Raw genomic sequence first — 24679 nt, 5'->3', positions numbered from 1 at the left:
CTAGGAGTGCGAGGGGGTGCGCGGCGCGATGATCAGGGCGGTCGTCTCACTGGGCAGTTCCGCGGTCCGGGCGATCTCCAGGCCGGCCCGGTTCAGCAGCCGCGTGATCCGGTCGAGGGTGCGGTGTTCGCCGCCCGTCGTCACCAGGAGGTGCAGGTCCCACAGGGCGGGCAGCACGGTGGGGTCCTCGTCCTCGACGAAGCGGTCGAGGATCAGCAGCCGCGACGAGGAGTCGGCCATCGCCCGGCGCAGGCTCTCGAAGAGGCCGACGACGGCTTCGTCGTCGTGGCCGGCCAGCACGCGGCACAGGAGGTAGACGTCCCCGCCCGCCGGGACGTCCTCGAACATGTTGCCGCCGACCAGCTCGACGCGGTCCAGGCCGACGGCGGCGGACAGGTGCTCGCGCGCCTTCGGCATCATGTGCTCGAGGTCGAAGAGCACGCCCCGGGCGTCCGGGACGGCGCCGAGGATCGTGGCGAGCAGGTGCCCGCCGCCGCCGCCCACGTCCACGACCGTCTTGCCCCCGAAGTCGAAGACCTCGGGCACCTGGTGGAAGAACATGCTCGCGGCGTTCATGGTGTGCTGGAACCGCCGGGCGGTGGCCGCGTCCTTGCCGAGGTAGTCGTACAGCGGCCGGCCGTAGGCGACCTCGAATCCCGAGCTCTCCGTGCTGATGGCGTGGTGGGCGTGGCCCCACGCGGAGTAGAACTCCTCGCCGTACAGCAGGCACATGTCGCGCAGGGACTGCGGGCCTTCGAGCAGGGCCGCGCTCACCGGGGTACCGCGGTAGCCGGTGGACTCGCTGCCCTCGAACACGCCCATGGCCACCAGGAGGCGCATCAGGCGGTGGATGCCCTGCTCGTTGGCCCCGGTCGCCTTCGCGAGCTCGGCGCCGGAGTCGCGGCCGGCCGCTATGTGGTCGGGCAGTTCGAGTTTGACCGCGGTGTAGAGCGCCTGCGCCCTCCATCCACCGGTGATCAGGTCGACCACGTTCCGGGTGGCCTGCACGTCGGCCACGTTCGGGGTGGCCTGCACGTCGACTGTCATGGATCCCTCACCATCTGTGTGACATGACTTCACCCCCTCGCTCGGAGGGCGAACGGGTCCCCGTGTGCGGGGCGGAGCCGTCGCAGGCTTCCGCCCCGCACACCGGGGGTGCGATCAGGACCGGCCCTGGGTGAGGTTGAACATCCAGGTGATCCCGAACCTGTCGACGAGCGTGCCCGCCTCGTCGCCCCAGATCTGCTGCTTGAGGGGCATCACCACGGTGCCGCCGGCGGCGAGCTTCCCGAAGTAGTCGCGCAGGTGGGGGTCGTCGCCGCCGAGGTAGAGCGCGACGTTGGTGCCCGGGTTGAAGGGGACCCGCTCCGGGACGTCCCAGGCCATCACCGTGAAGCCGTCCCCGGTGCTGAGCGTGGCGTGCATGATCTTGTCGGCGTCGGGCGACTCGGGGTTGCCGAAGTCGCCGAACGTCCCCAGCTCCAGCTTTCCGCCGAGGATGCCGTGGTAGAACTCCAGCGCCTGGCGGGCATCCCCGTCGAAGGCGATGTAGGGGTTGAGCTGAGATCCCACGGGACTTCTCCTTGCTTCTCTTGGGTGGGAGTGCGAAACGGAGCGCCGGTTCCTATGTGGGGATCCCGCCGCGGTTGACCTTCGGGACCTCGATGCCCAGCGCTCGCAGCTGCTGGAGCGGGTTCATGAACTCGCGGTTCTGCTTGATCTTTCCGTCTTCGAGCAGGAACGAGTGGATGAAGTGGTTCCGGTAGTGGCCGGGCGGATATTCCGGGTAGAGGATCTGGCCCTCCCCGTCGCACTCGACCCAGAACTGGTTGGGGTCCTGCGTCTCGAAGATCTGGACGTTCGACCATTCCCAGTCGGGGAACATGCGCAGCGACCACTCGCCGTGCGCCTTGAGCTTCTCGTGCCCCTGGGAGGTGATCGGCTGTCCGGTGTCGCTGGTCCACAGGCCGGCGCTGCCGTCCTCGGCGAAGAGCAGGTAGCGCGTCTTGCGGGTCTCGCCCTTGCGGCTCATGTAGTCGGCCACGACGGCGCGGTGCCGGGCACGGAGGTCGCGGTCGGCTTCGAGCCCCTCGGGCTGAGCGTGGGTCGTTTCCATGTCGATTTCCTCAATTCCCGTGTCAGAGGCGCAGTTCGGGGCGGTAGATGTCCAGCCAGGTGCTCAGGTCGAGCACGCGCTCCATGCCGTTGCGGACGTCGAGCGGCATGTTGGACGGGTCCTGCTGGGTGATGTCCTGCAGCCAGCTGCGGTCGACCAGGCCGAAGACCGGGTCGTCGGTCGTGAGCAGTTCCTTGGACTGCTGCAGCAGCGCGCTCGTGTACTGCGGGTCCAGCGTCGCCGGGTAGGGGGCCTTCGTCCGCTCCAGCACCGACTGGGGCAGCAGGTCGGCGGTCGCGGCGCGCAGCAGGCTCTTCTCCCGGCCGTCGAAGGTCTTCATCGACCACGGGGCGTTGTAGACGTACTCCACGAGCCGGTGGTCGCAGAACGGGACCCGGACCTCCAGCCCCACCGCCATGCTGATCCGGTCCTTGCGCTCCAGGAGCATCCGGACGAAGCGGGTCAGGTGCAGGTGGCTCATCGTCCGCATGGTCATCTCGTGGTCGCTCTCGCCCTCCGCCCGCTCGACCTCTCCGACCGCGGTGGAGTACTGGTCGGCGATGTACGTCGGCAGGTCGAGGGCCGCGGTGATGCCCGGGTTGAACCGGTCGGACACCTGGGCCTTGGCGCCGCTGACGAAGACCGCCATCCAGGGGAAGGTCTTCGCGGCCTGGACCTCCGGCTGGTGGAACCACCGGTACCCGCCGAAGACCTCGTCCGCGGACTCCCCGGACAGGGCGACCGTGGAGTGCTGGCGGATGGCCTGGAACAGCAGGTAGAGCGAGGTGTCCATGTCGCCGAGGCTGAGCGGACTGTCCCGCGCGGTGATGACCTTCCGCCGGATGTCCGGGTCGGCGATCGAGGCGTGGTCGAGCACGATCGACTGGTGCTGCGTTCCGGCGCGGGCGGCCACCTCCCGGGCATAGGGGGCGTCCGTCGTGCCGCGCAGCTCGTCGGCGACGAAGTCGTCCGCCCGTCCGACGAAGTCCACGTCGAAGCTGCGCACCTTCTCGCCGGACTCGCCGAGCTTGGCGGCGGCCAGCGCGGTGATCACGCTGGAGTCCAGACCGCCGGAGAGCAGGGTGCACCGGGGTACGTCGGAGACGACCTGGCGGTTCACGATGTCCTCGAGCAGGTCCCGCACGTTGCCGATGGTGGTCTTCAGGTCATCGGTGTGCTGCCGGGTGGGCAGCGTCCAGTAGCGGCGCTCGCGCAAGCCGGCGCGGTCCACGATGACGATGCCCCCCGGCACCACCTCGCGCATTCCGCACCACAGCGAGCTTCCCGGCGTCTGGGTGAAGCTGACCAGCTCCCGCAGCCCGGCGAGGTCGACCGCGCGCTCCGCCAGCGGGTTGGCGAGGATCGCCTTCGGCTCGGAGCCGAACATCACCCCGTCCTCGGTCTCGTAGAAGTAGAGGGGCTTGACGCCCATCCGGTCGCGGATCAGTACGAGCTTCTCGACGCGGGAGTCCCAGATGGCGAAGGCGTAGATGCCGTTGAGCCGGTCGGCGAGCGCCTCGCCCCACTCGACGTAGCCGTTGAGCACCACCTCGGTGTCGCTGGCGGTCCGGAAGCGGTGGCCGCGGCGCACCAACTCGGCGCGCAGCTCCTTGAAGTTGTAGACCTCGCCGCTGTAGGTGATCGACACCGGTCCGTTGTCGGTCGGCACCACCATGGGCTGGGCGCCACCCTCGAGGTCGATGACCGACAGCCGCCGGTGGCCGAAGGCCGCGTGCCGCTCGATCCAGGCGCCACCGGCGTCCGGCCCCCGGCAGGCCATGGTCTGCGTCATCGCGTCCAGCTGGGTGCGCTGCTGCTCCAGATCACGGTCGAACGAGATCCAGCCCGTAATTCCACACATCGGCTTGCCTTTCTCTCACTTGGTCTAAGGGGTTCGGAGCACGGTCAGGGTTGGAGCCGGTCCGTACGCCAGCCGGAGCCGTCGCGCTCGTAGCGCAGCCTCCGGTGCAGCCGGTCCTCCTGGTCGGCCTGCCAGAACTCGACCGAAGCCGGCTCCAGCAGGTAGCCCAGCCAGCGGTCCGGGCGGGTCAGTGCGGTGCCGCCCCGGGCCAGTTCCCGGGCCCGGTCGCGCAGCGCGTCCTCGTCCTGCAGCGGTGCGCTCTGGTACGAGGCCACCGACATCGGGTGCGCGGCGGCGGGCCGGGCGGCCCACAGGGCGTCGGACTCCGCGTCGGGCAGCGGGCGGGCCGGGCCGCTCACGCTCACCTGGCGGCCGGCCTCCCGCCAGTAGAAGACGCCCGACGCCCAGCCCGTCTCGTCGAAGTCCCGTGCCTTGCGGCTGTCGGAGTGACTGGCGAAGACCAGCCCCGTACCGCGTACCGCGAGCACCTGCACGATCCGGTTGGAGGCGCGGCCGCGGGCATCGGCGGTGGCCAGTGCCAGTGCGCCCGGTTCGCGTACGGCGTTCGCGACGGCGCTGTCGAACCAGGTCCGCAGCAGGTCCATCGGCTCGGCGGGCGGGGCGGTGAACTCATCGGCCGTCAGGGGCCGGGCCGGGGCGCTCACGAGGCGTTCCCGGCGGTCTCGAAGGCCAGGCCGCGCTCGGACGTCACACCCGAGTGGATGCCCTCGACGATCGCCTCGACGTCGGTCATCATCCGGTCGGTCGGCGGGTACCCGATGAGCTCGGTGGCCCGGTTCGGGGGCATCGGCTGCGTCAGGTCCGCGTCGGAGTCCCACAGCATCACCGCGCCCCACCGGTTCTGCTGCCGGTCGGAGATCCAGAACTTCAGTCGCATGCCGCGGACCTCGGTCCACGGGTCCACTCCCTCGTCGCGCAGGTAGACGCGCAAGGAGTCGATGGTCTGGTCGGACCCGGAGAGGTCCCACCAGGAGACGGCGGCCTTCATACCTTCACCACCTCCGCGGCTTCCAGCAGGGGGACGAGGAGCTCGGTCAGGACGCGCTCGCTGTCCTGGGTGAGCACGGATTCGAGGTGGAACTGCACGGATCCGAAGTGCGCCCCGCGCAGGGCGTGCACCTCTCCGGTGCGGGGGTCGAGGCTCACCTTCACCTCGCCGACGCCGGGGCACTCCAGCTGCTCGGTCCGCGAGCGGGCCTCGTAGGAGTTGTAGAAGCCGACCCGCTCCCGTGCGCCGAACAGGTCGATCTCCCGCTGGGTGCCCTGGTTCGGGACGTCCCGGCGCCTCAGTTCGAGCCCGAGGTGGCGGGACAGCAACTGGTGGCTCAGGCAGACGGCCAGGAAGGGGATGCGCCGGGCGAGCAGCTCCTCGATCGCCGAGGTGAGGCGGCTCATCCGGTGGTCGCCGGCCTCCCGCGGGTCGCCGGGTCCCGGGCCCATGACGACGAGATCGTGCTCGTCGAAGCGGTGGGCCGCGTCGAAGCCGGCGAGCTCGACGGTCAGCCCGATGGCGCTCAGCTGGTGGGCCAGCATCGAGCTGAAGGTGTCCTCGGCATCGACGATCAGTACCCGGCGGCCGTCGAGCATCGGATGGGGCCGTGCCCGCGATGCGGTGTCGCTGAGCCAGAAGCGTGCGAGCGTCTCGTTGCGGCTCCCCAGGGCCTTCTGGATCAGCGGGTCCTCGACGAGCCGGTTCGCGGCGCCCAGCGCCGCGAGCACGCCCGCGGCCTTGGTACGGGTCTCCGCGACCTCGGCGTCGGCATCGGAGTGCCGGACCAGGGTCGCGCCCACCCCGACCTCCACGTGCCCGCTGTCGTCGACCTCCGAGGCACGGATGTCGGCGGTGCGGATGAGGATGGCCGAGTCCAGGGTGCGCGCGCCGTCGGCGTCGCGGCCGATGAGGGCCGCGATGCCGCCGTAGTACCCGCGACCGCGCGGCTCGTAGCGGGCTATCACCCGGCAGGCGTTCTCGAGCGGGCTGCCGGTCACCGTGGGGGCGAACATCGTTTCCCTCAGGATGTCCCGGGGGTCGAGGTCGCTGCGCCCCTCGATGACGTACTCGGTGTGCGCGAGGTGGGCCATCTCCCGCAGGAACGGTCCTCTCACCCGGCCGCCGCCCCGGCAGACCCGGGCCATCATCTTGAGTTCCTCGTCCAGGACCATGTACAGCTCGTCGGTCTCCTTGCCGTCGGTGAGGAACTCCATCACCTCCGACCGGACCGGCCCGGTGGGCGGGTAGCGGTAGGTGCCGCTGATCGGGGTCATCGCCGCGACGCCGTCCCGCAGGCTGACGTGGCGCTCCGGAGTGGCGCCCACGAAGGTCCGCGTGCCGGTGTGCACGATGAAGGTCCAGTAGGCACCGCTCTCCCGGGTGAGCAGCCGGCGGAACAGGCTGAGCGCGCTGCGCGTCGAGTACCCGGTGATGGTGGTGACGAACGAGCGCTTGATGACGAAGTTCGAGCCCTCGCCGGTGCCTATCTCGTTGCCCAGGACCGCGCGGACCGTGTCGGCGTAGGCCTCGTCCTCGGTGTCGAAGTGTCCGCCGTCCAGAGTGATCGGCTCGTCCGGCAGCCATCTGAGCGCGTCCGGCGTGGCGATCTGGCCCTGCTCGGTCACCGACATGGCGATCAGCGGCGATCCGTCCGCGGCGGCGATGAAGCCGCGCTCGGCGATCTGCTGATGGGGGACCAGGACCAGCGCCTCGTGCCGGGGGCCGCCGGGGCGGCCGCTCCGGTCGGCGTCGGCCAGCGGGATGTCGGCCAGCCGGGCCGGCGTGCCGACCTCGCCCAGCAGGATCTCCACGCGGTCCGCGCCCAGCGCCTCGGGGCGGTGCAGCAGGGCGAAGGGACCCGGATTGGGGCCCAGCACGTGCTCGAGCAGCTGCGTCGAGTTCATCGGAAGACCTCCTCGGTGGTGGTGACCACCGAGCAGCGGGCGGCCGCGTAGTCGAGGGCCAGCTGGTGGTACTCGGCGGAGAAGTCACCGACGGCGTCGGCGACCAGGAACGGCTGGATGTCGTTGGTGAACGCCTCGAGGGCCGTCGCCAGCACACCGACGTGCGCGTAGACCCCGCAGACGATCAGCTGATCGCGCCCCTGGGCGCGCATCTGGGCCAGCAGGTCCGAGCGGAAGAACGCGCTGTAGCGCCACTTGGTGAGCACCTGGTCCGCGGGCCGCGGCGCGAGTTCCGTGACGATCTGACGATCGACGGGGTCCACCCTCATGCCCGGACCCCAGAAGTCCTTGAGCAGGCCGCGTTCCCCGTCGGTCATGCCACCGGGTTGCGCGGTGTAGAACACCGGGACCCCGAGGGCGGCGCAGCGCTCCCGCAGGAGCGTGCAGTGGCGTACCAGCGGATCGCGGATCTCCGCGGGGAACGGTGCGAGGAAGTAGCGCTGCATATCGTGCACGAGCAGGGCCGCTCGGTCGGGGTCGGGTTTCCACGGGGCCAGACTGGCGGGCAGTTCGGCCGCCGTCGGCAGTGGGTATGACGAGATCGGGGCTATGCCCGGCACGGTTCCCCCTCGGGTTGATTGAGTGTGGGCCGGCCACCCATGGGGATCATCGGATCCCCATGGGTGGGTGGAATTTCCTCACCCTGCTTGTTTTTCGGCGCGGTGGATGAAGCGCGCAATGTGCGTGAAGAATTCGCCGGCCGAATTGCTGAGCAGAAGAGGCCGAGACGGCCGAGGCGTGAGAAACCCGGATCAGTGGTGGGAAGCCGCCGCCGGCGTGCCCCCGCCGTGGGGCGGGTACGGGTTGTCCAGGACGTACAGCCACGTGCCGTCCAGCTGCTCCTCGACGGTGTCGCAGAAGTTGCCGGTGAAGCTCACGCGGGGGCCGCCGGCCGTCCCGTCCTGCGCCAGGCTGTAGTCGCCCATGATCGACGCCGTGCGCTGGCGGACCACGCCGTCCCACCCGCGCCAGCCTCCGGTCGCCACGGTCTGGCGGGCGTTGACGGTGAGCTCCGGGTTCAGGTTGAACCAACCGACGTAGAAGTTCCTGATGGCTTCGTGACCCCTGATGACCGAGAGGTCCCAGTCGACGATCGCCGCTTCGGGCTCGTGCAGGGCGATGATGCCCTCGATGTCCTTGGCCTTGATCCGCTCGCCCAGGAGCTGGAGCAGCTGTTCGGGGGTTCTCGCGACGGGCCGCGGGTTGAAGATGTCCGTCTGGCTCGCGGCGTCCGTCGGAGCTTCGGTGGGTGTCTGGGCCTCGGGGGCCGCCGGCGTTTCGGCGGCTGTCGGGGTCTCGGCTGCCGGGGTCTCGGCGACGGCCGACGTGCTCGCGGCCGCCGACTGGGTCTGGAGGTAGCTGGGCCCTGCGATGCTCGCGACCGTCAGCACAATGGCGGCGGCGGAGAGCGGAAGTGTGTGCTTGATTATGCTCATATCATCTCCTCGCATTGGAGATGGCGGTGGACTAATTCAATTCGGCTGCGGAATGGGGCCTTTTGGTTGGTCCTCATTCGCCATCCCCCCCTTCGATGACTTCATATAACCGTCGGCAACTCGGGCTTGTCAACGAGCTAAAAATGCCTATGTCGCTGGTGTGCAATTCGGTCCGGCCGCAGCGGGAGCCCGGCCCGGCCTGGGCGGGAAGCGGAATATCGGCCCGGCCGTAATGGCCTGCGGCGATCACCGATCGCGGAACTAGGCCTGCAGGATGCGGCCGAGGAGCGGGGCCGGCCGAAGAAAATAAGAGGAAACCTGAATTCCGCCCGGAGGGGCGGGCGGGCGACGTGCGTCGGCGCGAGCCCGGTGGCCGGTGAGGGCGTGATGGTCCGTCAAGACCTCGATCGGGTCATACCCGTTCGGAAAGCGGACGGAGCCGCTCGTGGCGCCGGGGCGGGAGCACACTGAGGGGATGAACGTCAACGAAGAGACCCGTGCCGCGGTCGTCGAGGCCCAGTGGCTCGACACACGGCGGACCTGGGCGGACCGCCTGGAGCGCCTCGGTCCCGAGGTCTGGCGCCTCGGCACCCTCGCGGTGCTGGAGGAGGCCCACGAGGACCCGATCCTGCGGCAGCTGTACCCGTACACGAGCCATTGCCACGTGCACTTCAGCAGCACGACCCGCTTCCCCTACGAGGTGGCCGTCCCCTTCGTGATCCCGCTGCCCGACGGGCGGTTCCGCGTCATGCGGAAGGATCCCGCCGGGCAGGTCGGCGAGGTCGACACGGCCGGGGAGGCCGTGGCCCTGGTGGTGGGGCACGTGCCGCCCCGCCTCCGGCTCGCCGCGACGGGGCTGCCGATGGACGGGTAGCCGGTGTTACGCGGTCTCGCGCGCCGGCGCCGGCGTCTGCAGGGGCGCCGGCAGCGGGGCCGGCAGGCCGTCCAGGCGCAGGGTGCGGGAGCGGTGGGCGGTGCGCAGGGCGTCCCAGGTGAGGATCGAGAGGGCGACCCAGACCAGGGAGAAGCCGGCCCAGCGCGCGGGCGGCATGGCCTCGTGGAAGTAGAGGACGCCGAGGCCGAACTGGAAGACCGGGGCCATGTACTGGAGCAGCCCGAGGGTGGACAGCGGGACCCGGATCGCGGCCGCGCCGAAGCAGATCAGCGGGATCGCGGTGACCAGCCCGGCCGAGGCCAGCAGGAGGGCGTGCCCCGGGCCCTGTGCGGTGAAGGTGGACTCGCCGCGCGAGCCGAGCCACAGCAGGTAGCCGAGGGCGGGCAGGAACATGATCACGGTCTCGGCGGTCAGCGACTCCAGGCCACCCATGCCGAGCTGCTTCTTGATCAGCCCGTACAGGGCGAAGGAGAAGGCCAGGATCAGCGAGATCCACGGCGGACGCCCGTACCCGACGGCGAGGACCAGCACGGCGGCGACGGCGATAGCGACGGCCGCCCACTGCGTGCGGCGCAGGCGCTCGCCCAGGACCAGGACGCCGAGCGCGATGGTGACCAGGGGGTTGATGAAGTAGCCGAGGCTCGCCTCGACGACCGCGCCGTTGTTGACCGCCCAGATGTACACGCCCCAGTTCACGGTGACCAGGGCGGCGGCCACCCCCGTGAGGGCGAGCTTGCGCGGTTGGCGCAGCAGCTCCGACACCCATCCCCAGCGCCGCAGGGCCAGCAGCGCCACGCCGACCACGGCCAGGGACCACACCATGCGGTGGGCGAGGATCTCGATGGCTCCGGCGGGCTGGAGGAGCGGCCAGAAGAGGGGCACGATCCCCCACATCCCGTACGAGGCGAATCCGTAGAGCAACCCCGTGCGCTGGTCGTTCTGTGCCTTCACGGGACCTCCAGAGCTACTTCAAGCCAACCTGACGACGGTAGCGCCGCCCGCGCCGAAAGTCATTAGCGTCGGGCGAGATGCTCATGACACTTGGGTGGCGGCCCGGCGGCCGGGACACGACGAAGCCCGGACCCTCCCTGCGGGTCCGGGCTTCGAAGAGCTGCGGCGGCTGCCTCGCCGACGCCTGAGCCGACGCCTCAGCCGACGACCGTCCAGGTGTCGTTCCCGCTCAGCAGTGCGCCCAGGTCGCCCTTGCCGCTGCGGTCCACGGCCGTGTCCAGCTGCTCGGCCATGAGCGTGTCGTAGACGGGCCGCCGCACGTTGCGGAACACCCCGATGGGCGTCTGGTGCAGCGTGTCCGGGTCGGCCAGCCGGGACAGCGCGAACGCGTTGGTCGGGGAGGCCGAGGAGGCGTCGTGGACCAGGATCCGGGACTCGTTCTCCGGGGTCACGGTCACGACCTCCAGGTCCCCGGTGGCCGCGTTGCGCACGACGCCCTTGGCGCCCGCCACGCCGAAGCGGATCGGCTGCCCCTGCTCGAGGCGGATCACGGCCTCCTGGGCCTGCTCGTGGTCCTTGAGGACCTCGAAGGCGCCGTCGTTGAAGATGTTGCAGTTCTGGTAGATCTCCACCAGCGCCGTGCCCTCGTGGGCGGCCGCCGCGCGCAGCACCTCGGTGAGGTGCTTGCGGTCGGAGTCGACCGTACGGGCCACGAAGGAGGCCTCCGCGCCGATCGCCAGCGAGACCGGGTTGAAGGGCGCGTCGAGCGAGCCCATCGGGGTCGACTTGGTGATCTTGCCGACCTCGGAGGTGGGGGAGTACTGCCCCTTGGTCAGCCCGTAGATCCGGTTGTTGAACAGCAGGATCTTGAGGTTGACGTTCCGCCGCAGGGCGTGGATCAGGTGGTTTCCACCAATCGAGAGCGCGTCCCCGTCACCGGTGACGACCCAGACCGACAGGTCGCGGCGCGAGGTGGCGAGCCCCGTGGCGATGGCCGGGGCGCGGCCGTGGATCGAGTGCATCCCGTACGTGTCCATGTAGTACGGGAAGCGCGAGGAGCAGCCGATGCCCGAGACGAAGACGATGTTCTCCTTCGCCAGCCCCAGCTCCGGCATGAAGCCCTGGACGGCGGCGAGCACGGCGTAGTCGCCGCAGCCGGGGCACCAGCGGACCTCCTGGTCCGACTTGAAGTCCTTCATCGACTGCTTGGCGGCCGCCTTGGGCACCAGCGAGAGCAGCGCGGGGTTGTCGGTCACCTCAGTCATTGATGGCCTCCTTGAGATGGTTGGCGAGCTGCTCGGCCTTGAACGGCATGCCGTTCACCTGGTTGTACGACGCCGCGTCGACCAGGTACTTCGCCCTCAGGAGGGTCGCGAGCTGCCCGAGGTTCATCTCCGGCACCACTACCTTGTCGTAACGCTTCAGGACCTCACCCAGATTCCTCGGGAAGGGGTTGAGGTGGCGCAGGTGGGCCTGCGCGATGGGCATCCCGGCGATCCGCAGCCGGCGTACGGCGGCCGTGATCGGCCCGTACGTCGAGCCCCAGCCGATCACCAGGGTGCGTGCGCCGTCCGGGTCGTCGACCTCCAGGTCGGGGACCCGGATGCCGTCGATCTTGGCCTGGCGGGTGCGGACCATGAACTCGTGGTTGGCCGGGTCGTACGAGATGTTGCCCGTGCCGTCCTGCTTCTCGATGCCGCCGATCCGGTGCTCCAGCCCCGGCGTGCCGGGGACCGCCCACGGGCGGGCCAGGGTCTGCGGATCGCGCTTGTACGGCCAGAAGACCTCGGTGCCGTCCGCGAGCTCGTGGTTGGGGCCGGAGGCGAACTGGACCTTGAGGTCCGGCAGGTCCGCCACGTCCGGGATCCGCCAGGGCTCGGAGCCGTTGGCGAGGTACCCGTCGGAGAGCAGGAACACCGGGGTCCGGTAGGTCAGCGCGATGCGGGCCGCGTCCAGCGCGGCGTCGAAGCAGTCCGCCGGCGTGCGCGGGGCCACGATCGGCACCGGGGCCTCGCCGTTGCGCCCGTACATGGCCTGGAGCAGGTCGGCCTGCTCCGTCTTGGTCGGCAGCCCGGTCGACGGGCCGCCGCGCTGGATGTCCACGATCAGCAGCGGCAGCTCCAGGGAGACCGCGAGGCCGATCGTCTCGGACTTCAGGGCCACGCCGGGGCCGGAGGTGGTGGTCACGCCGAGCGCGCCGCCGAAGGCCGCGCCCAGCGCCGCGCCGATGCCGGCGATCTCGTCCTCGGCCTGGAAGGTGCGTACGCCGAAGTTCTTGTGCTTGCTCAGCTCGTGCAGGATGTCCGAGGCCGGGGTGATCGGGTACGAGCCCAGGTAGATCGGCAGATCGGCCTGCTGGCCTGCGGCGATGAGCCCGTAGGACAGGGCGAGGTTCCCGGAGATGTTGCGGTACGTGCCGGTCGGGAAGGCGCGGGTGGCCGGGGCCACCTCGTAGGAGACGGCGAAGTCCTCGGTGGTCTCGCCGAAGTTCCAGCCGGCCCGGAAGGCGGTGACGTTGGCCTCCGCGATCTGGGGCTTCTTCGCGAACTTCTGCCGCAGGAAGGTCTCGGTGCCCTCGGTGGGCCGGTGGTACATCCAGGACAGCAGCCCGAGCGCGAACATGTTCTTGCTGCGCTCGGCCTCCTTGCGGGACAGCCCGAAGTCCTTGAGCGCCTCGACGGTGAGGGTGGTCAGCGGCACCGGGTGGACGTTGTAGGCGTCCAGCGAGCCGTCCTCCAGCGGTGAGGTCTCGTAGCCGACCTTGGCCATGGGGCGCTTGGTGAACTCGTCGGTGTTGACGATGATCTCCGCGCCGCGCGGCACGTCCGCGATGTTCGCCTTCAGTGCCGCCGGGTTCATCGCCACCAGGACGTTCGGGGCGTCGCCCGGCGTCAGGATGTCGTGGTCGGCGAAGTGCAGCTGGAAGGAGGACACGCCCGGGAGGGTGCCGGCGGGCGCCCTGATCTCGGCCGGGAAGTTCGGCAGCGTCGAGAGGTCGTTGCCGAAGGAGGCGGTTTCCGAGGTGAAGCGGTCACCGGTGAGCTGCATGCCGTCACCGGAGTCACCCGCGAAGCGGATGATCACCCGATCGAGTCGGCGTACTTCCTTCGTCCCCGTGTCCGGGGACGTCCGCTGCTCGCCGACGACTGCGCCTTCGGCCCCGTCGGACTGTTCGGCTGGGCTACTGACCTGGCTGGTCACTGAACTGGACCTCCTTCGAGGCGTGAGCACTGCCCAAGGTCAACCCTACGTCCGCAGGGATTCCTTCCCGGGGTGCTCATTTTCTGGACCGCCCCTTCGGCGGTCTGTCCGAATCCGGCCTTACCTGACAGAGTGTCAGTTGATCAAGATCTTAGGTAGGTGAGAACGGCCAGCACGCGCCGGTGATCCCCGTCACTGGGCGACAGGCCCAGCTTCATGAAGATGTTGCTGACGTGCTTCTCCACCGCGCCGTCGCTCACCACCAGCTGCTTGGCCACCGCGGAATTGGTCCGCCCCTCGGCCATCAGCCCGAGCACCTCGCGCTCGCGCGGGGTCAGCCCCGCCAGCACGTCCTGCTTGCGGCTGCGGCCGAGCAGCTGCGCCACGACCTCCGGGTCCAGGGCGGTACCGCCCCGGGCCACGCGGACGACGGCGTCGAGGAACTCGCGCACATCGGCCACCCGGTCCTTCAGCAGGTACCCCACCCCGGTACTGGAGCCGGCCAGCAGCTCGGTGGCGTACTGCTCCTCCACGTACTGGGACAGCACGAGCACACCTATGCCGGGGTGATCGCGCCGCAGCCGCACGGCGGCCCGTACGCCCTCGTCGGTGTGCGTCGGCGGCATCCGCACATCGGCGACCACCACGTCCGGCAGCGCGTTCTCCGCCGCCAGCTCCGCCACCGTCTTGATCAGGGCTTCCGCGTCCCCGACGCCTGCGACGACGTCATGCCCCCGGTCGGTCAGCAACCGGGTCAGGCCCTCACGCAGCAGCACTGAATCCTCGGCGATGACCACCCGCACCCTGTCTTCCACGACTCCGCTGCTCCCGCTTTTGCTCGTTCCCCGTTGTCCCTGACTCAGCCAAGCATCCCAGTCTTGAGCCCGGATATAGCCGGATCGCGATCAACGCGCACCTCTGGAACGGCTGTTTTCGGCCCCGAGTGCCCCTCGGCACCGGCCACCCCCCGAAGTCAGGGCTTTGGCCCCCGCTCCCGGCAGGCCGAACGACACCCCGCGGGGGCGGAGGGGGGCGACATGCGACCGCACGGACACCCCTGCGGGGCATCCGTGCGGGGCATCCGTGCGGTGATCGGTGTCGATAGGTGGTGAACGGTGTCGATCGGTGGTGTCAGGCGTCGTGCCCACGGGCGGGAGGGGGTGCCTCAGACGGCCCGCCAGGGGAGTTCCGCGGTGACGGTCGTGCCGCCACCGTCGGGGGAGTCGACGACCAGCAACCCGTCCACGGAGTCGAGCCGCTCGGCCAGCCCCGCCAGTCCCGAACCGGCCACGGCACCGGCCCCGCCCACCCCGTCGTCGGCGACCTGGATCAGCAGCCGCTCGCCGGACTTCCACACGTCGACCCCGGCCGTACGGGCCCTCGCGTGCTTGCTCACGTTCTGCAGCAGCTCCGACACCGTGAAGTACGCGATCCCCTCGATCGCCGCCGCCGGCCGCGAGGGCAGATCCACTGCCACCCGTACCGGTACCGCACACCGGGAGGCCACCGAGGACAGGGCGGCGTCCAGCCCCCGGTCGGTCAGCACCGCGGGGTGGATGCCACGGGCGAGGTCCCGCAGCTCCTGCAGGGCGATCTTCACTTCCCCGTGCGCCTCGTCCACCATCCGGGCGGCGGCCCGCGGGTCCTCCGTCAGCTTCTCCTTCGCCAGCCCCAGGTCCATGGCCAGCGCCACCAGCCGGGCCTGCGCCCCGTCGTGCAGATCGCGCTCGATGCGCCGCAGGTCCGCCGCGGCGGTGTCGACCACGACACCCCGGTCGGACTCCAGCTCGCTCACCCGGTGCGCGAGCCGGGACGGCCCGAGCAGCCCGCTGACGAGCAGCCGGTCCACGGTGGTCAGGGCCCGGACCAGCCAGGGGGTGGCCAGCGTGAAGGCGAGCCCGATCGCGCTGGTCGCCGCGATCGCGAGCGGGGAGTCCAGGTAGAGGGAGTAGTCGTCGTTCTGGAAGACCTGCAGCCCCGGCTGATCGGTGAACGCCGGGAAGACCCAGAACCAGAGCGGGTACAGCAGCATGGCCCACCCGTAGGCCCAGAAGGTCAGGGCCACGCAGAAGGCGAACACCGCCCACGGGAAGTGGATCACCGAGTACAGCACGTGCCGCCAGGCGCTCCCGCTCTTGAGCAGCGCCGCCATTCCGGCGATCGCCCCGCCCTTCTTCGCCCGGATCGGAGCCGGCTCCGCGATGTCGACGCCGAGCATTCCGCGCACCCGGGCCCGCTCCACGCGCCCGAACCCGCGGCACATGGCCAGCACCCCCGCCAGCACCGGGACTCCGAGGAAGGTGACGAGCAGCCCCGCGCCGAGGCTGACGCCGGTGATGGCGAGCGAGAAGTACAGGGTGCTGAGCGGCAGCCCGAGCATCAGGTACCCGAACTCCCGCCAGGTCCGCCCCTCGAAGGGAGCCCGCAGCATCCTGCCGATGCCGCTGCCGTCGTGTGCGCCGCTACCCATGTCGCCGACCCGCCCTTCCTCCACTGTGTCCCCCCACCCTCCCGCGCGGCCCCTTCGCACAACATCCGGCAGGTCGGTCTCTCCCCCGGGGGGTTAACCCCACCCCGGGACTCCGCCCGGACCCCCACACCTCACACGCAGATGGGGCTGGATCACCTTGCAAGGTGATCCAGCCCCAAGGGCTCGCGGTTACGGATCGCGGCAGCCCAAATCCCAGCCCCGAGGGGTCGCAGATGGAGGCTGCCGCAGCCAAAATCCAGCCCCTACGGCGTTTGAGGAGCGGGGGTCCGGGGGCTGGCCCCCGGGATACGGCGCCGCGCGCGACCCACGGCCGGTACAGACCCAGCCCCGCCGGCGCCCGAGGCGTACGGGGCTCCCGGCCGGCCGGGGCTCGGCCCCGCTCCGCGGAGGGTTATCGCGCGGCCCGCTCCCGCCACGGGAGCTCCGCCGTGACGACGGTGCCCTCCCCGACGGGGGACTCCACCACCAGCACGCCATCGACCGCGTCGAGCCGCTCGCCCAGCCCCGCCAGCCCGGACCCGGCCGACGCATCCGCGCCACCCCGCCCGTCGTCCGACACCCGGATCAACAGCCGCCCGTCGGCGGAGCCCCCCGTGCGCCACACCTCGACCTCCGCCAACCGCGCCCCCGGCCCCGCGTGCTTGCTCACGTTCTGCAGCAGCTCCGAGACCACGAAGTACGCGATCCCCTCGATCGCCTCCGCCGGCCGCGCCGGCAGGTCCACCGCCACCTTCACGGGAACCAGGCACCGGGAGGCCACCGAGGACAGCGCCGCGTCCAGCCCCCGGTCGGTCAGCACCGCCGGGTGGATCCCGCGGGCGAGGTCCCGCAGCTCCTGCAGGGCGATCTTCACTTCCCCGTGCGCCTCGTCGACCATCGCCGCCGCCCCCTCGGGGTCCTCCAGCAGCTTCTCCTTCGCCAGGCCCAGCCCCATCGCCAGCGCCACCAGCCGGGCCTGCGCCCCGTCGTGCAGGTCCCGCTCGATGCGCCGCAGGTCCGCCGCGGCGGTGTCGACCACGACACCCCGGTCGGACTCCAGCTCGGCGATGCGCCGCTCCAGCTCGTCGGAGGGCGACAGCAGGCCCCGTACCATCGCCCGGTCCACGTTCGCGAGCCCGCGGACCACCCACGGCAGCACCGGCCACAGCACGAACAGCCCGGTCAGAGCTACGGTGAAGGTGAGGATCGCCCACGGCAGCCGGATCAGCTCGAACAGCACGGTCCGCCACGCCACCGGGTCCTTGAGACTGGCCCACAGCCAGGGGAAGAACCCCCCGGAGCGGCCCGGTCCGGGCATCGGCGTCGGCTCGTCGACCCGTACGCCCAAGAGGTCGCGCGCCCGCGCCCGTTCCAGCCGTCCCAATTGGCGAGACAGGAACAGACCACATGCGAACAGCGGCAGACCGATCGCGGTCACGGACAGACCGCCCGCGGTCGCCACCATCACCACCGTGTAGACGAACCCGATGAGGGCGGCGGGCAAATTGCTCAGCAGGTAAGCGATTTCCTTCCACGTCACGGCATCGAAAGGTGCGCGTACGGGAGGAGGAGTGCCGTCGTCGGGGGTGTGCTTGCTCGCGGTCATGCGCCCACCCTGCCAAGCCCGCGGGCCCGATGCCATGGGGTAGCCGGGCCGAGGTAAACGGGGGATAACCCCACCCCGTGGAGCCCAGGCCCTAGACTCCCGTCCGTACCAGATCAACCTGATCGTCGACAGTGGCCGAGGAACGAGGAACGGACGTGCCCGAACCAACGGTATCGACCGTATCCGTGCTCGCAGCGGACTACTTCCGAACGTATTCGGTCGTCGGTCTCCTGGCCGCGCTCGGTGTGCTCTTCGTGGCGGTGGCGTTCGGCGCCAACCGCCTGCTGAGCCCGTCCGTCCCGACCCGCGAGAAGCTGCTGACCTACGAGTGCGGCGTGGACCCGGTGGGCGAGGGCTGGGCGCACACCCAGGTCCGCTACTACGTCTACGCCTTCCTCTACGTCATCTTCGCCGTCGACTCGATCTTCCTCTTCCCGTGGGCGACGGTGTTCGCCGCCGCCGGTTACGGCGCCACGACGCTGGTGGAGATGTTCATCTTCCTAGGCTTCCTGGCCGTCGGCCTGCTCTATGCGTACAAGAAGGGCGTCCTCGAATGGCTGTGACCCCGGCCGGTACCCCGGCCGTGCCGTCGGAGCCGCAGCTGCTCCCGGAGCCGAAGCGGCTGGGCGTCCTGTCCCGCCTCGCGCCCGAGCCCATGAAGGTGGTCCTCAACTGGGGCCGCCGCTACAGCCTGTGGGTCTTCAACTTCGGCCTCGCCTGCTGCGCGATCGAGTTCATCGCGGCCTCGATGGCCCGCCATGACTTCATCCGGCTCGGCGTCATCCCCTTCGCGCCCGGCCCGCGCCAGGCGGACCTCATGATCGTCTCCGGCACGGTGACGGACAAGATGGCCCCGGCCGTCAAGCGGCTGTACGAGCAGATGCCCGAGCCCAAGTACGTCATCTCCTTCGGCGCCTGCTCCAACTGCGGCGGCCCGTACTGGGACTCGTACTCGGTGACCAAGGGCGTCGACCAGATCATCCCGGTCGACGTCTACGTCCCCGGCTGCCCGCCCCGCCCCGAGGCCCTCCTCCAGGGCATCCTCAAGCTCCAGGAGAAGATCGCCCGCGAATCGCTGGCGGAGCGCTACACGACCACGCCGACGCCGTCCCCGGCGCAACTGACGAGCGGCCTGATCACCCCTCCTCCCGCTCCCGCCTCCACTCCCGTTCCCCCCTCCAGCCCTGCTCCCGGGACGGACGCGTGAACCTCTACGACTCCCTCCCCGACGCGGCGGGAACGATCTTCGGCGCCGAAGCGGTCGGCTCCCTCGCCTACTCCGTCCTCACGGTCGACGTCCCCACCGCGAGCTGGATCCCCGCGCTGGAGATCGCCCGCGACAAGCTGGGCTGCACCTATTTCGACTGGCTGAGCGCGGTGGACGAGCCGGGCACGGGCTTCCGCATCTGCGCGCACGTGGTCTCCCTGGAGAACCACCGCGTACGCCGCCTCCTGCTGCGCACCACCGTCCCCCACTCGGCGCCCTCCCTGCCCTCGGCGGTCTCGATCTACGCCGGCGCGGAATGGCACGAGCGCGAGACCTGGGAGATGTTCGGGGTCTCCTTCACGGACCACCCGAACCTGGTGCCGCTGCTCCTCCCCGAGAACTTCGAGGGCCACCCGCTGCGCAAGGACTTCGTCCTCGCGGCGCGGGTCGCCAAGGCATGGCCGGGTGCGAAGGAGCCGGGCGAGGCACACGACCCGGACGCCCCGAAGCGCCGCCAGATGCTCCCGCCGGGCGTGCCGGACCCCAACGACTGGGGCCCGATGAAGGGCCAGCTCCCCCCGGCCCCCACCCGCCCCGCCCGCACCCCCCGCGCGGCGGCGGGCGCGGCGGCAGGCGCCGCCGGCGACCGCCCGGCCCGCACCCCGCGCGCGGCCGGCGACCGCCTCGCCCGCACCCCCCGCGAAGCCACCCCGACCTCGCCCGACGAGACCCCGGCCCGCCCGGTACGCCGTACCCGCTCGGTAGCGGACGGCTCGGCAAGCCAGGCACAGGCCCCGGCAGCGGCAACCACCCCGGACCCGGCGGAAGCCGAAGCCGTGGCGACCCAGGCCGAAACGAGCCCGACCCCGACCGAGGCGGCCCCGGGCCGTCCGGCGCGCCGCTCCCGCTCGGTGACGGACGGCTCCGCGAGCCAGGCGGAGGCCTCGGCGGCAGGAGCAGCCCCGGCCCCGCCCGAAGCCTCGGCGACCGACGCGGAAGCCGCCCCGGCGCGTCCGGTGCGCCGCTCCCGCTCGGTCGCGGACGGCTCCGCGAGCCAGACCGCAGCTTCGTCCGAAGCCGAGGGCACGCCCGCGGTGGAACCCCAGGCCCCCGCCCGCACGGTACGCGGCAGCGCGGACGCCCCCTGGCACAACCCGAAGCCCGCCTTCGACACCCCGACGTCGGAACCGGCCGAACCGGCCGAACCGGTTGACCATGCGGCTTCGGCCGCTCCGGCGACCCCGGCGGCTCCGGCCGACGGCCCGGCGGGCTCAGCCGAGCCCGAGTCCGAGCAGGAGCCCGGGTCCGCCCCCAAGCCGGACCCCTCCGAGACGGACCCCACCCCCAACGACCCCACCGGAGGCGCCGCGTGAACGACGTCCTCGACGTCGCCCTGCGGCTGATCGTCGTCTTCGCCGTCTTCCTCGTGCTCCCGCTCGTCGTCGGGCAGACCGAGCACAAGGTGATGGCCCACATGCAGGGCCGCCTCGGCCCCATGTACGCCGGCGGCTTCCACGGCTGGGCCCAGCTCGTCGCCGACGGAGTCAAGTTCGCGCAGAAGGAAGACATCGTCCCGGCCAACGCCGACCGCCGTGTCTTCCAGCTCGCCCCCGCCGTCGCGCTCCTCCCGTACCTCCTGGTCCTCCTCGCCATCCCGATCGGCCCCGGCGAGGGCGCCGTCGGCCAGGTCATCGACGCGGGGCTCTTCTTCGCGCTCGCCGTCATGGGCGTCGGCGTGCTCGGCTCGCTCATGGCCGGCTGGGCCTCCGCGAACAAGTTCTCCCTCCTCGGAGGCCTCCGCACCGCCGCCCAGCTGCTCGCCTACGAGCTCCCCATGCTGCTCGCGGCGGCCTCGGTCGCCATGGCCGCCGGAACCGTCTCGCTCCCCGGCATCGTCGGCGCCTTCGAGTGGTGGTGGCTGCCCTGGCAGATCGTCGGCGGGCTCGTCTTCTTCACCGCCGGCCTCGCCGAACTCCAGCGGCCCCCCTTCGACATGCCCGTCGCCGACTCCGAGATCATCTTCGGCGCGTACACCGAGTACACCGGCCTGCGCTTCGCGCTGTTCCTGCTCGCCGAGTACGCCGGCATCGTCGTGCTGTGCGCCCTGACCACCGTCCTCTTCCTGGGCGGCTGGCACGGCCCCTTCGGCGGCGACGGCTTCGCCTGGGCCTGGACCCTGCTCAAGATCGCCGCGCTCTCCTTCGTGGTGATCTGGCTCCGCGTGAGCTACCCCCGGCTCCGCGAGGACCAGCTGCAGAAGCTCGCCTGGACCGTACTCATCCCCCTCGCGCTCGCCCAGATCGCGCTCACCGGCATCGTGAAGGTGGCGATCCAGTAAATGCCTCCCATCCCCGGCTCCGGCCTCGCCAAGGGCCTGGCCGTCACGCTGCGCACGATGACGAAGCGCTCGCACACCGCCCAGTACCCCGAGGTACAGCCCGAACTCCCGCCGCGCTCGCGCGGGGTCATCGGCCTGTTCGAGGAGAACTGCACGGTCTGCATGCTGTGCGCGCGCGAGTGCCCCGACTGGTGCATCTACATCGACTCCCACAAGGAGACGGTGCCGGCCGCCGCCCCCGGTGGCCGTGAGCGCAGCCGCAACGTCCTCGACCGCTTCGCCATCGACTTCTCCCTCTGCATGTACTGCGGCATCTGCATCGAGGTGTGCCCCTTCGACGCGCTGTTCTGGTCGCCGGAGTTCGAGTACGCCGAGACCGACATCCACGAGCTCACCCACGAGCGCGACAAGCTGCGCGAGTGGATGTGGACCGTCCCGGCCCCGCCCGCCCTGGACCCGGCCGCCGAGGAGCCCAAGGAGATCGCGGCCGCCCGCAAGGCCGTGGAGAAGGCGGAGACCGCAGCCGCGGCCGCCGCAGCAGCCGCCGCCGAGGCGAACCCCGACACCACCGCCCCGGACGCGGACCCGGCCCCGGAAGGAGACGCGTGATCACCGCAGCCGCCCAAGGCAACGGCTTCCTCTCCCCGACCGGCGTCGAGATCGCCTTCGTCCTCGTCGGCCTCGCCACCCTCGGCGCGGCCGCCGTCACGGTCACCACCAAGCAGCTCGTGCACGCCGCCCTGTGGCTGGTCGTCGCCCTCGGCGGGATCGCCGTCGAATACCTGCTGCTGACCGCCGAGTTCATCGCCTGGGTCCAGGTGCTGATCTACCTCGGTTCCGTGGTCGTCCTCCTCCTCTTCGGGCTGATGCTCACCAAGGCCCCGATCGGCCGCTCGCCGGACGCCGACTCGGGCAACCGCCCGGTCGCGCTCGGCGTCGCCCTCGTCGCGGCCGCCGCGCTCGTCTGGGTGGTCGTCGACGCCTTCCGCACCACCTGGATCGACCTCGACGGCCCCGCCCAGGGCTCCACCAAGGTCTCGGGAGAGATCCTCTTCCGGCACTGGGTGCTGCCGTTCGAGGCGCTCTCCGTCCTCCTCCTCGCGGCCCTGATCGGCGCCATCGTGCTGTCCCGCAAGGACGCGCCCGCCACCGACCCGAAGGGCGGGCAGCGCTGATGCACCTCGCCTACCCCGCCGTCCTGGCGGCGCTCCTCTTCTGCACGGGCCTGTACGGAGTGCTCGCCCGCCGCAACGCCATCCTGGTCCTGATGTCCGTCGAGCTGATGCTCAACGCCGTCAACCTCAACCTGGTGGCCTTCGACGTCTGGCTGCGCGACAGCCTGCACGCCGGCCAGGCCCTCACCCTCTTCACCATCGCCATCGCCGCCGCCGAGATCGGCATCGGCCTCGCGATCGTGCTGATGGTCTACCGCAACCGGGGCACCGCGGACGTGGACCGACTGCGCGACACCGCCGAGGGCCACGAGCAGGACGGCACGACCCCCGCTGGCGCGGACAGCGCGAACCCTGCGACCGGAGCCGCCGCGTGAGCACCCCGACCCTCGCCGTACTGGTCCCCCTCCTGCCCTTCCTGGGCGCACTGGCGGGACTGCTGCTCGGCCGCACCGCCCCCGGCTTCGTGAAGCCGCTCGCCGCCCTGCCGACGCTGGCGGCCGCCGTCCTCGCGGTCCTGGTCGCCCTCCGCCAGGGCGGCGGCAAGGCGATCGACACGGCGACCGAGCTGACCCCGACCGGCTCGGTGCCCATCGAGCTCTCGCTCCACCTGGACGGCTTCGCCGTCATGGTGGCTGTGCTCGTCGGCCTCGTCGCCACCTGCGTGCAGATCTACTCGACGGCGTACCTGCGCGAGGACCCGCGCTACCCGTCCTACGCCTCTCTGGTCTCACTGTTCACCTCCGCCATGCTGCTCGTCGTCTACTCCGGCGACCTGATGGTGCTGCTGGTCGGCTGGGAGATCATGGGCATCTGCTCGTACTTCCTGGTCGGCCACTACTGGGAGACCGAGGCGGCCCGCTCCGCCTCCCTGAAGGCCTTCCTCGTCACCAAGCTCGGCGACGTCCCCTTCCTCATCGGTCTGTTCGCGCTCGCCACCGACGCCGGGTCCTTCCGGATCACCAAGATCCTGGGCACGGTCGCCGCGGGCGGGCTCGACCACCCGACGCTCATCGCGCTCCTCCTGCTGGCCGGAGTCGCGGGCAAGTCCGCGCAGTTCCCGCTGCACACCTGGCTTCCGGACGCCATGGCGGGCCCCACCCCGGTCTCCGCACTGATCCACGCGGCGACGATGGTCGCCGCCGGCGTCTACTTCGTCGCCCGCCTCCTCCCCGTCTTCGCGGCGTCCCGGGCCGCACTGGTGGTCCTGGCCGTCATGGCGGCCGTCACGATGGTCGGCTCCGCCCTCGCCGCCCTGGCCCAGGACGACATCAAGCGGGTGCTCGCCTACTCCACGATCGGCCAGCTCGGCTACATGACCGGCGCCCTGGCCGTCGGCGACCGTGCGGCCGCCGTCTTTCACCTCCTGTCCCACGGCGCCTTCAAGGCGCTCCTGTTCCTCGGCGCCGGCGTGATCATCCACGCCGCGGGGACGAACTCCCTCGCCGCCATGTCCCGCATGGACGGCCTGGCCAAGCGCATCCCCGACGCCTTCTGGACGATGACGATCGCGCTGCTCGCGCTCGCCGCCTTCCCGCCCTTCGCCGGCTTCTTCTCCAAGGAAGCCGTCCTCGTCGCCGCCGAGCACACCGCCGGCGGCCACTCGGAGCTCGCCCCGAGCGCGGCCGGCTGGGTGGTCCTCGTCGCCGGCGTGCTGACCGCCCTGCTCACCGCCGCCTATGCCACCCGGCTGTGGCTGATGGCCTTCCGCGGCCGGGGCGCAGCCGCCCCCGACCACGGCAAGGAGCCCGTCGCCATGACCGGCGTGCTGTGGCTGCTGGCCGTCCCGTCCGTGGGCTTCGGCCTGCTGGCCGGGCCCCTGTCCGACTTCTTCGACGGGCGCGAGCTCACCCCGTCGCTGACGACCTCGGTCCTCGGCACGGGCGCCGCCGCCGTCGGCGCGGTGCTCACCTACGCCCTGTGGCAGCGCGCCCAGGCCCAGGCCGCCCTGATCCCGGCAGCCCCGGCCGGAGCGGGCCCCGCCACCGCGGGAGCGCCCGCCGGCGCAGTGCCCGCGTCCGTCGTCGCCGCCGAGTCCGCCGCCGAGAGCCCCGAAGTCGCCGAGGTCACCCACGACCACCCGGTCGTTTCCACGGCCCCCGCCGCCGACCCCGGCCGCGCGCTCCTCGGCCCGCTGCACCGGCACGCCGCCGTCGGCTTCCACCTCGACGCCGTCTACGACCGCCTGTTCGTCCGCCCCGTCCGAGCCGCCGCAGCCCTCGTACGCTTCCTCGACCGCGAGGTCGTGGACTCGTACGTCCGTGGCGCGGGCCTCGGCCCCCGGCTGCTCGGCGCCCTCGTGCGCCGCGCCCAGACCGGCAACGTGCAGAGCTACCTGAGCGCCCTGCTCGCCGGCGCCGTGGTCCTGGCGATCGCCACCGCCGTCCTCGCCAACGTCAACGCCGGATCGTGAGCCGTGAGTCAGCCGTGATTGATATCAGCCCGTCCGT

24 protein-coding genes are annotated in these 24679 nt (G+C 71.1%); 9 read left to right on the top strand and 15 right to left on the bottom strand.

What is annotated here, in order from left to right:
- The 9 genes from ACE1OC_RS17175 to ACE1OC_RS17135 form a co-directional block, all read right to left on the bottom strand.
- Entirely contained in the window at positions 1 to 1047 is a 1047-nt protein-coding gene (locus ACE1OC_RS17175; protein ID WP_407837733.1) for a methyltransferase, read from the bottom strand.
- Between the two features lie 114 nt (positions 1048 to 1161).
- Positions 1162 to 1572: a VOC family protein gene (locus tag ACE1OC_RS17170; RefSeq protein WP_407837732.1), complete on the bottom strand. Its 411-nt coding sequence runs from the start codon at positions 1570 to 1572 to the stop codon at positions 1162 to 1164.
- Between the two features lie 52 nt (positions 1573 to 1624).
- A complete protein-coding gene (locus ACE1OC_RS17165) occupies positions 1625 to 2116 on the bottom strand; it encodes a PhzA/PhzB family protein (protein WP_407837731.1) in 492 nt (163 codons plus the stop codon).
- 22 nt (positions 2117 to 2138) lie between these two features.
- A complete protein-coding gene (gene asnB / locus ACE1OC_RS17160) occupies positions 2139 to 3977 on the bottom strand; it encodes an asparagine synthase (glutamine-hydrolyzing) (RefSeq protein WP_407837730.1) in 1839 nt (612 codons plus the stop codon).
- A gap of 44 nt (positions 3978 to 4021) precedes the next feature.
- Positions 4022 to 4642 (bottom strand): phenazine biosynthesis FMN-dependent oxidase PhzG, encoded by a 621-nt coding sequence (gene phzG / locus ACE1OC_RS17155; protein ID WP_407837729.1) that lies wholly within the window; start codon positions 4640 to 4642, stop codon positions 4022 to 4024.
- A complete protein-coding gene (locus tag ACE1OC_RS17150; protein WP_407837728.1) occupies positions 4639 to 4986 on the bottom strand; it encodes a hypothetical protein in 348 nt (115 codons plus the stop codon). The genes phzG and ACE1OC_RS17150 overlap by 4 nt, the downstream gene beginning before the upstream one ends.
- The gene (locus ACE1OC_RS17145) at positions 4983 to 6893 is read right to left on the bottom strand and encodes an anthranilate synthase family protein (protein WP_407837727.1); all 1911 of its coding nucleotides are present in this window, start codon (positions 6891 to 6893) and stop codon (positions 4983 to 4985) included. The genes ACE1OC_RS17150 and ACE1OC_RS17145 overlap by 4 nt, the downstream gene beginning before the upstream one ends.
- A complete protein-coding gene (locus ACE1OC_RS17140) occupies positions 6890 to 7513 on the bottom strand; it encodes an isochorismatase family protein (protein ID WP_407837726.1) in 624 nt (207 codons plus the stop codon). The genes ACE1OC_RS17145 and ACE1OC_RS17140 overlap by 4 nt, the downstream gene beginning before the upstream one ends.
- A 192-nt stretch (positions 7514 to 7705) precedes the next feature.
- Complete coding sequence (locus ACE1OC_RS17135; RefSeq protein WP_407837725.1) at positions 7706 to 8389, bottom strand: YybH family protein; 684 nt, start codon at positions 8387 to 8389, stop codon at positions 7706 to 7708.
- A 475-nt stretch (positions 8390 to 8864) separates the two neighbouring features.
- Here ACE1OC_RS17135 and ACE1OC_RS17130 point away from each other — a divergent pair, with 475 nt between their 5' ends.
- Positions 8865 to 9263: a DUF6193 family natural product biosynthesis protein gene (locus ACE1OC_RS17130; protein WP_407837724.1), complete on the top strand. Its 399-nt coding sequence runs from the start codon at positions 8865 to 8867 to the stop codon at positions 9261 to 9263.
- A gap of 6 nt (positions 9264 to 9269) precedes the next feature.
- Here ACE1OC_RS17130 and rarD read toward each other — a convergent pair whose 3' ends face one another.
- The 6 genes from rarD to ACE1OC_RS17100 form a co-directional block, all read right to left on the bottom strand.
- On the bottom strand, positions 9270 to 10235 hold the full coding sequence (gene rarD, locus ACE1OC_RS17125) for an EamA family transporter RarD (protein WP_407837723.1): 966 nt from the start codon (positions 10233 to 10235) through the stop codon (positions 9270 to 9272).
- A 197-nt stretch (positions 10236 to 10432) separates the two neighbouring features.
- Positions 10433 to 11500 (bottom strand): 2-oxoacid:ferredoxin oxidoreductase subunit beta, encoded by a 1068-nt coding sequence (locus tag ACE1OC_RS17120; RefSeq protein WP_407837722.1) that lies wholly within the window; start codon positions 11498 to 11500, stop codon positions 10433 to 10435.
- Positions 11493 to 13436: a 2-oxoacid:acceptor oxidoreductase subunit alpha gene (locus tag ACE1OC_RS17115; RefSeq protein WP_407837721.1), complete on the bottom strand. Its 1944-nt coding sequence runs from the start codon at positions 13434 to 13436 to the stop codon at positions 11493 to 11495. Before ACE1OC_RS17115 ends, ACE1OC_RS17120 begins: the two co-directional genes overlap by 8 nt.
- A 143-nt stretch (positions 13437 to 13579) precedes the next feature.
- Positions 13580 to 14239 (bottom strand): response regulator transcription factor, encoded by a 660-nt coding sequence (locus tag ACE1OC_RS17110; protein ID WP_308313410.1) that lies wholly within the window; start codon positions 14237 to 14239, stop codon positions 13580 to 13582.
- A gap of 362 nt (positions 14240 to 14601) precedes the next feature.
- The gene (locus ACE1OC_RS17105) at positions 14602 to 15906 is read right to left on the bottom strand and encodes a sensor histidine kinase (protein ID WP_407837720.1); all 1305 of its coding nucleotides are present in this window, start codon (positions 15904 to 15906) and stop codon (positions 14602 to 14604) included.
- A gap of 412 nt (positions 15907 to 16318) precedes the next feature.
- On the bottom strand, positions 16319 to 17512 hold the full coding sequence (locus ACE1OC_RS17100) for a sensor histidine kinase (RefSeq protein ID WP_407837719.1): 1194 nt from the start codon (positions 17510 to 17512) through the stop codon (positions 16319 to 16321).
- Positions 17513 to 17667: 155 nt separating this feature from the next.
- On the opposite strand from ACE1OC_RS17100, the gene ACE1OC_RS17095 reads away from it, so the two are divergent.
- From ACE1OC_RS17095 to ACE1OC_RS17060, 8 genes are read left to right on the top strand one after another with little or no spacing between them, the layout of a single operon-like run.
- Positions 17668 to 18075 (top strand): NADH-quinone oxidoreductase subunit A, encoded by a 408-nt coding sequence (locus ACE1OC_RS17095; protein ID WP_250740903.1) that lies wholly within the window; start codon positions 17668 to 17670, stop codon positions 18073 to 18075.
- On the top strand, positions 18066 to 18719 hold the full coding sequence (locus tag ACE1OC_RS17090; RefSeq protein ID WP_407837718.1) for an NADH-quinone oxidoreductase subunit B: 654 nt from the start codon (positions 18066 to 18068) through the stop codon (positions 18717 to 18719). Before ACE1OC_RS17095 ends, ACE1OC_RS17090 begins: the two co-directional genes overlap by 10 nt.
- Positions 18716 to 20092, top strand: coding sequence for an NADH-quinone oxidoreductase subunit C (locus tag ACE1OC_RS17085; protein WP_407837717.1), 1377 nt, complete (start codon positions 18716 to 18718; stop codon positions 20090 to 20092). The genes ACE1OC_RS17090 and ACE1OC_RS17085 overlap by 4 nt, the downstream gene beginning before the upstream one ends.
- Entirely contained in the window at positions 20089 to 21057 is a 969-nt protein-coding gene (locus tag ACE1OC_RS17080; protein WP_250740900.1) for a complex I subunit 1/NuoH family protein, read from the top strand. The genes ACE1OC_RS17085 and ACE1OC_RS17080 overlap by 4 nt, the downstream gene beginning before the upstream one ends.
- Positions 21058 to 21666 carry a NuoI/complex I 23 kDa subunit family protein gene (locus ACE1OC_RS17075; protein ID WP_407837716.1) on the top strand — a complete coding sequence of 203 codons (609 nt, stop codon included), beginning with the start codon at positions 21058 to 21060 and terminating at the stop codon, positions 21664 to 21666.
- A complete protein-coding gene (locus ACE1OC_RS17070) occupies positions 21663 to 22232 on the top strand; it encodes an NADH-quinone oxidoreductase subunit J (protein ID WP_250740898.1) in 570 nt (189 codons plus the stop codon). The genes ACE1OC_RS17075 and ACE1OC_RS17070 overlap by 4 nt, the downstream gene beginning before the upstream one ends.
- On the top strand, positions 22232 to 22606 hold the full coding sequence (gene nuoK, locus ACE1OC_RS17065) for an NADH-quinone oxidoreductase subunit NuoK (RefSeq protein WP_250740897.1): 375 nt from the start codon (positions 22232 to 22234) through the stop codon (positions 22604 to 22606). Before ACE1OC_RS17070 ends, nuoK begins: the two co-directional genes overlap by 1 nt.
- On the top strand, positions 22603 to 24642 hold the full coding sequence (locus ACE1OC_RS17060) for an NADH-quinone oxidoreductase subunit L (RefSeq protein WP_407837715.1): 2040 nt from the start codon (positions 22603 to 22605) through the stop codon (positions 24640 to 24642). Before nuoK ends, ACE1OC_RS17060 begins: the two co-directional genes overlap by 4 nt.
- Positions 24643 to 24679: the final 37 nt, after the last annotated feature.

The organism is Streptomyces stoeckheimensis, assembly GCF_045822005.1.
In the GTDB taxonomy this organism is placed as follows: Bacteria; Actinomycetota; Actinomycetes; order Streptomycetales; family Streptomycetaceae; genus Streptomyces; species Streptomyces stoeckheimensis.
This window is presented reverse-complemented; position numbering and strand designations above follow the sequence as displayed.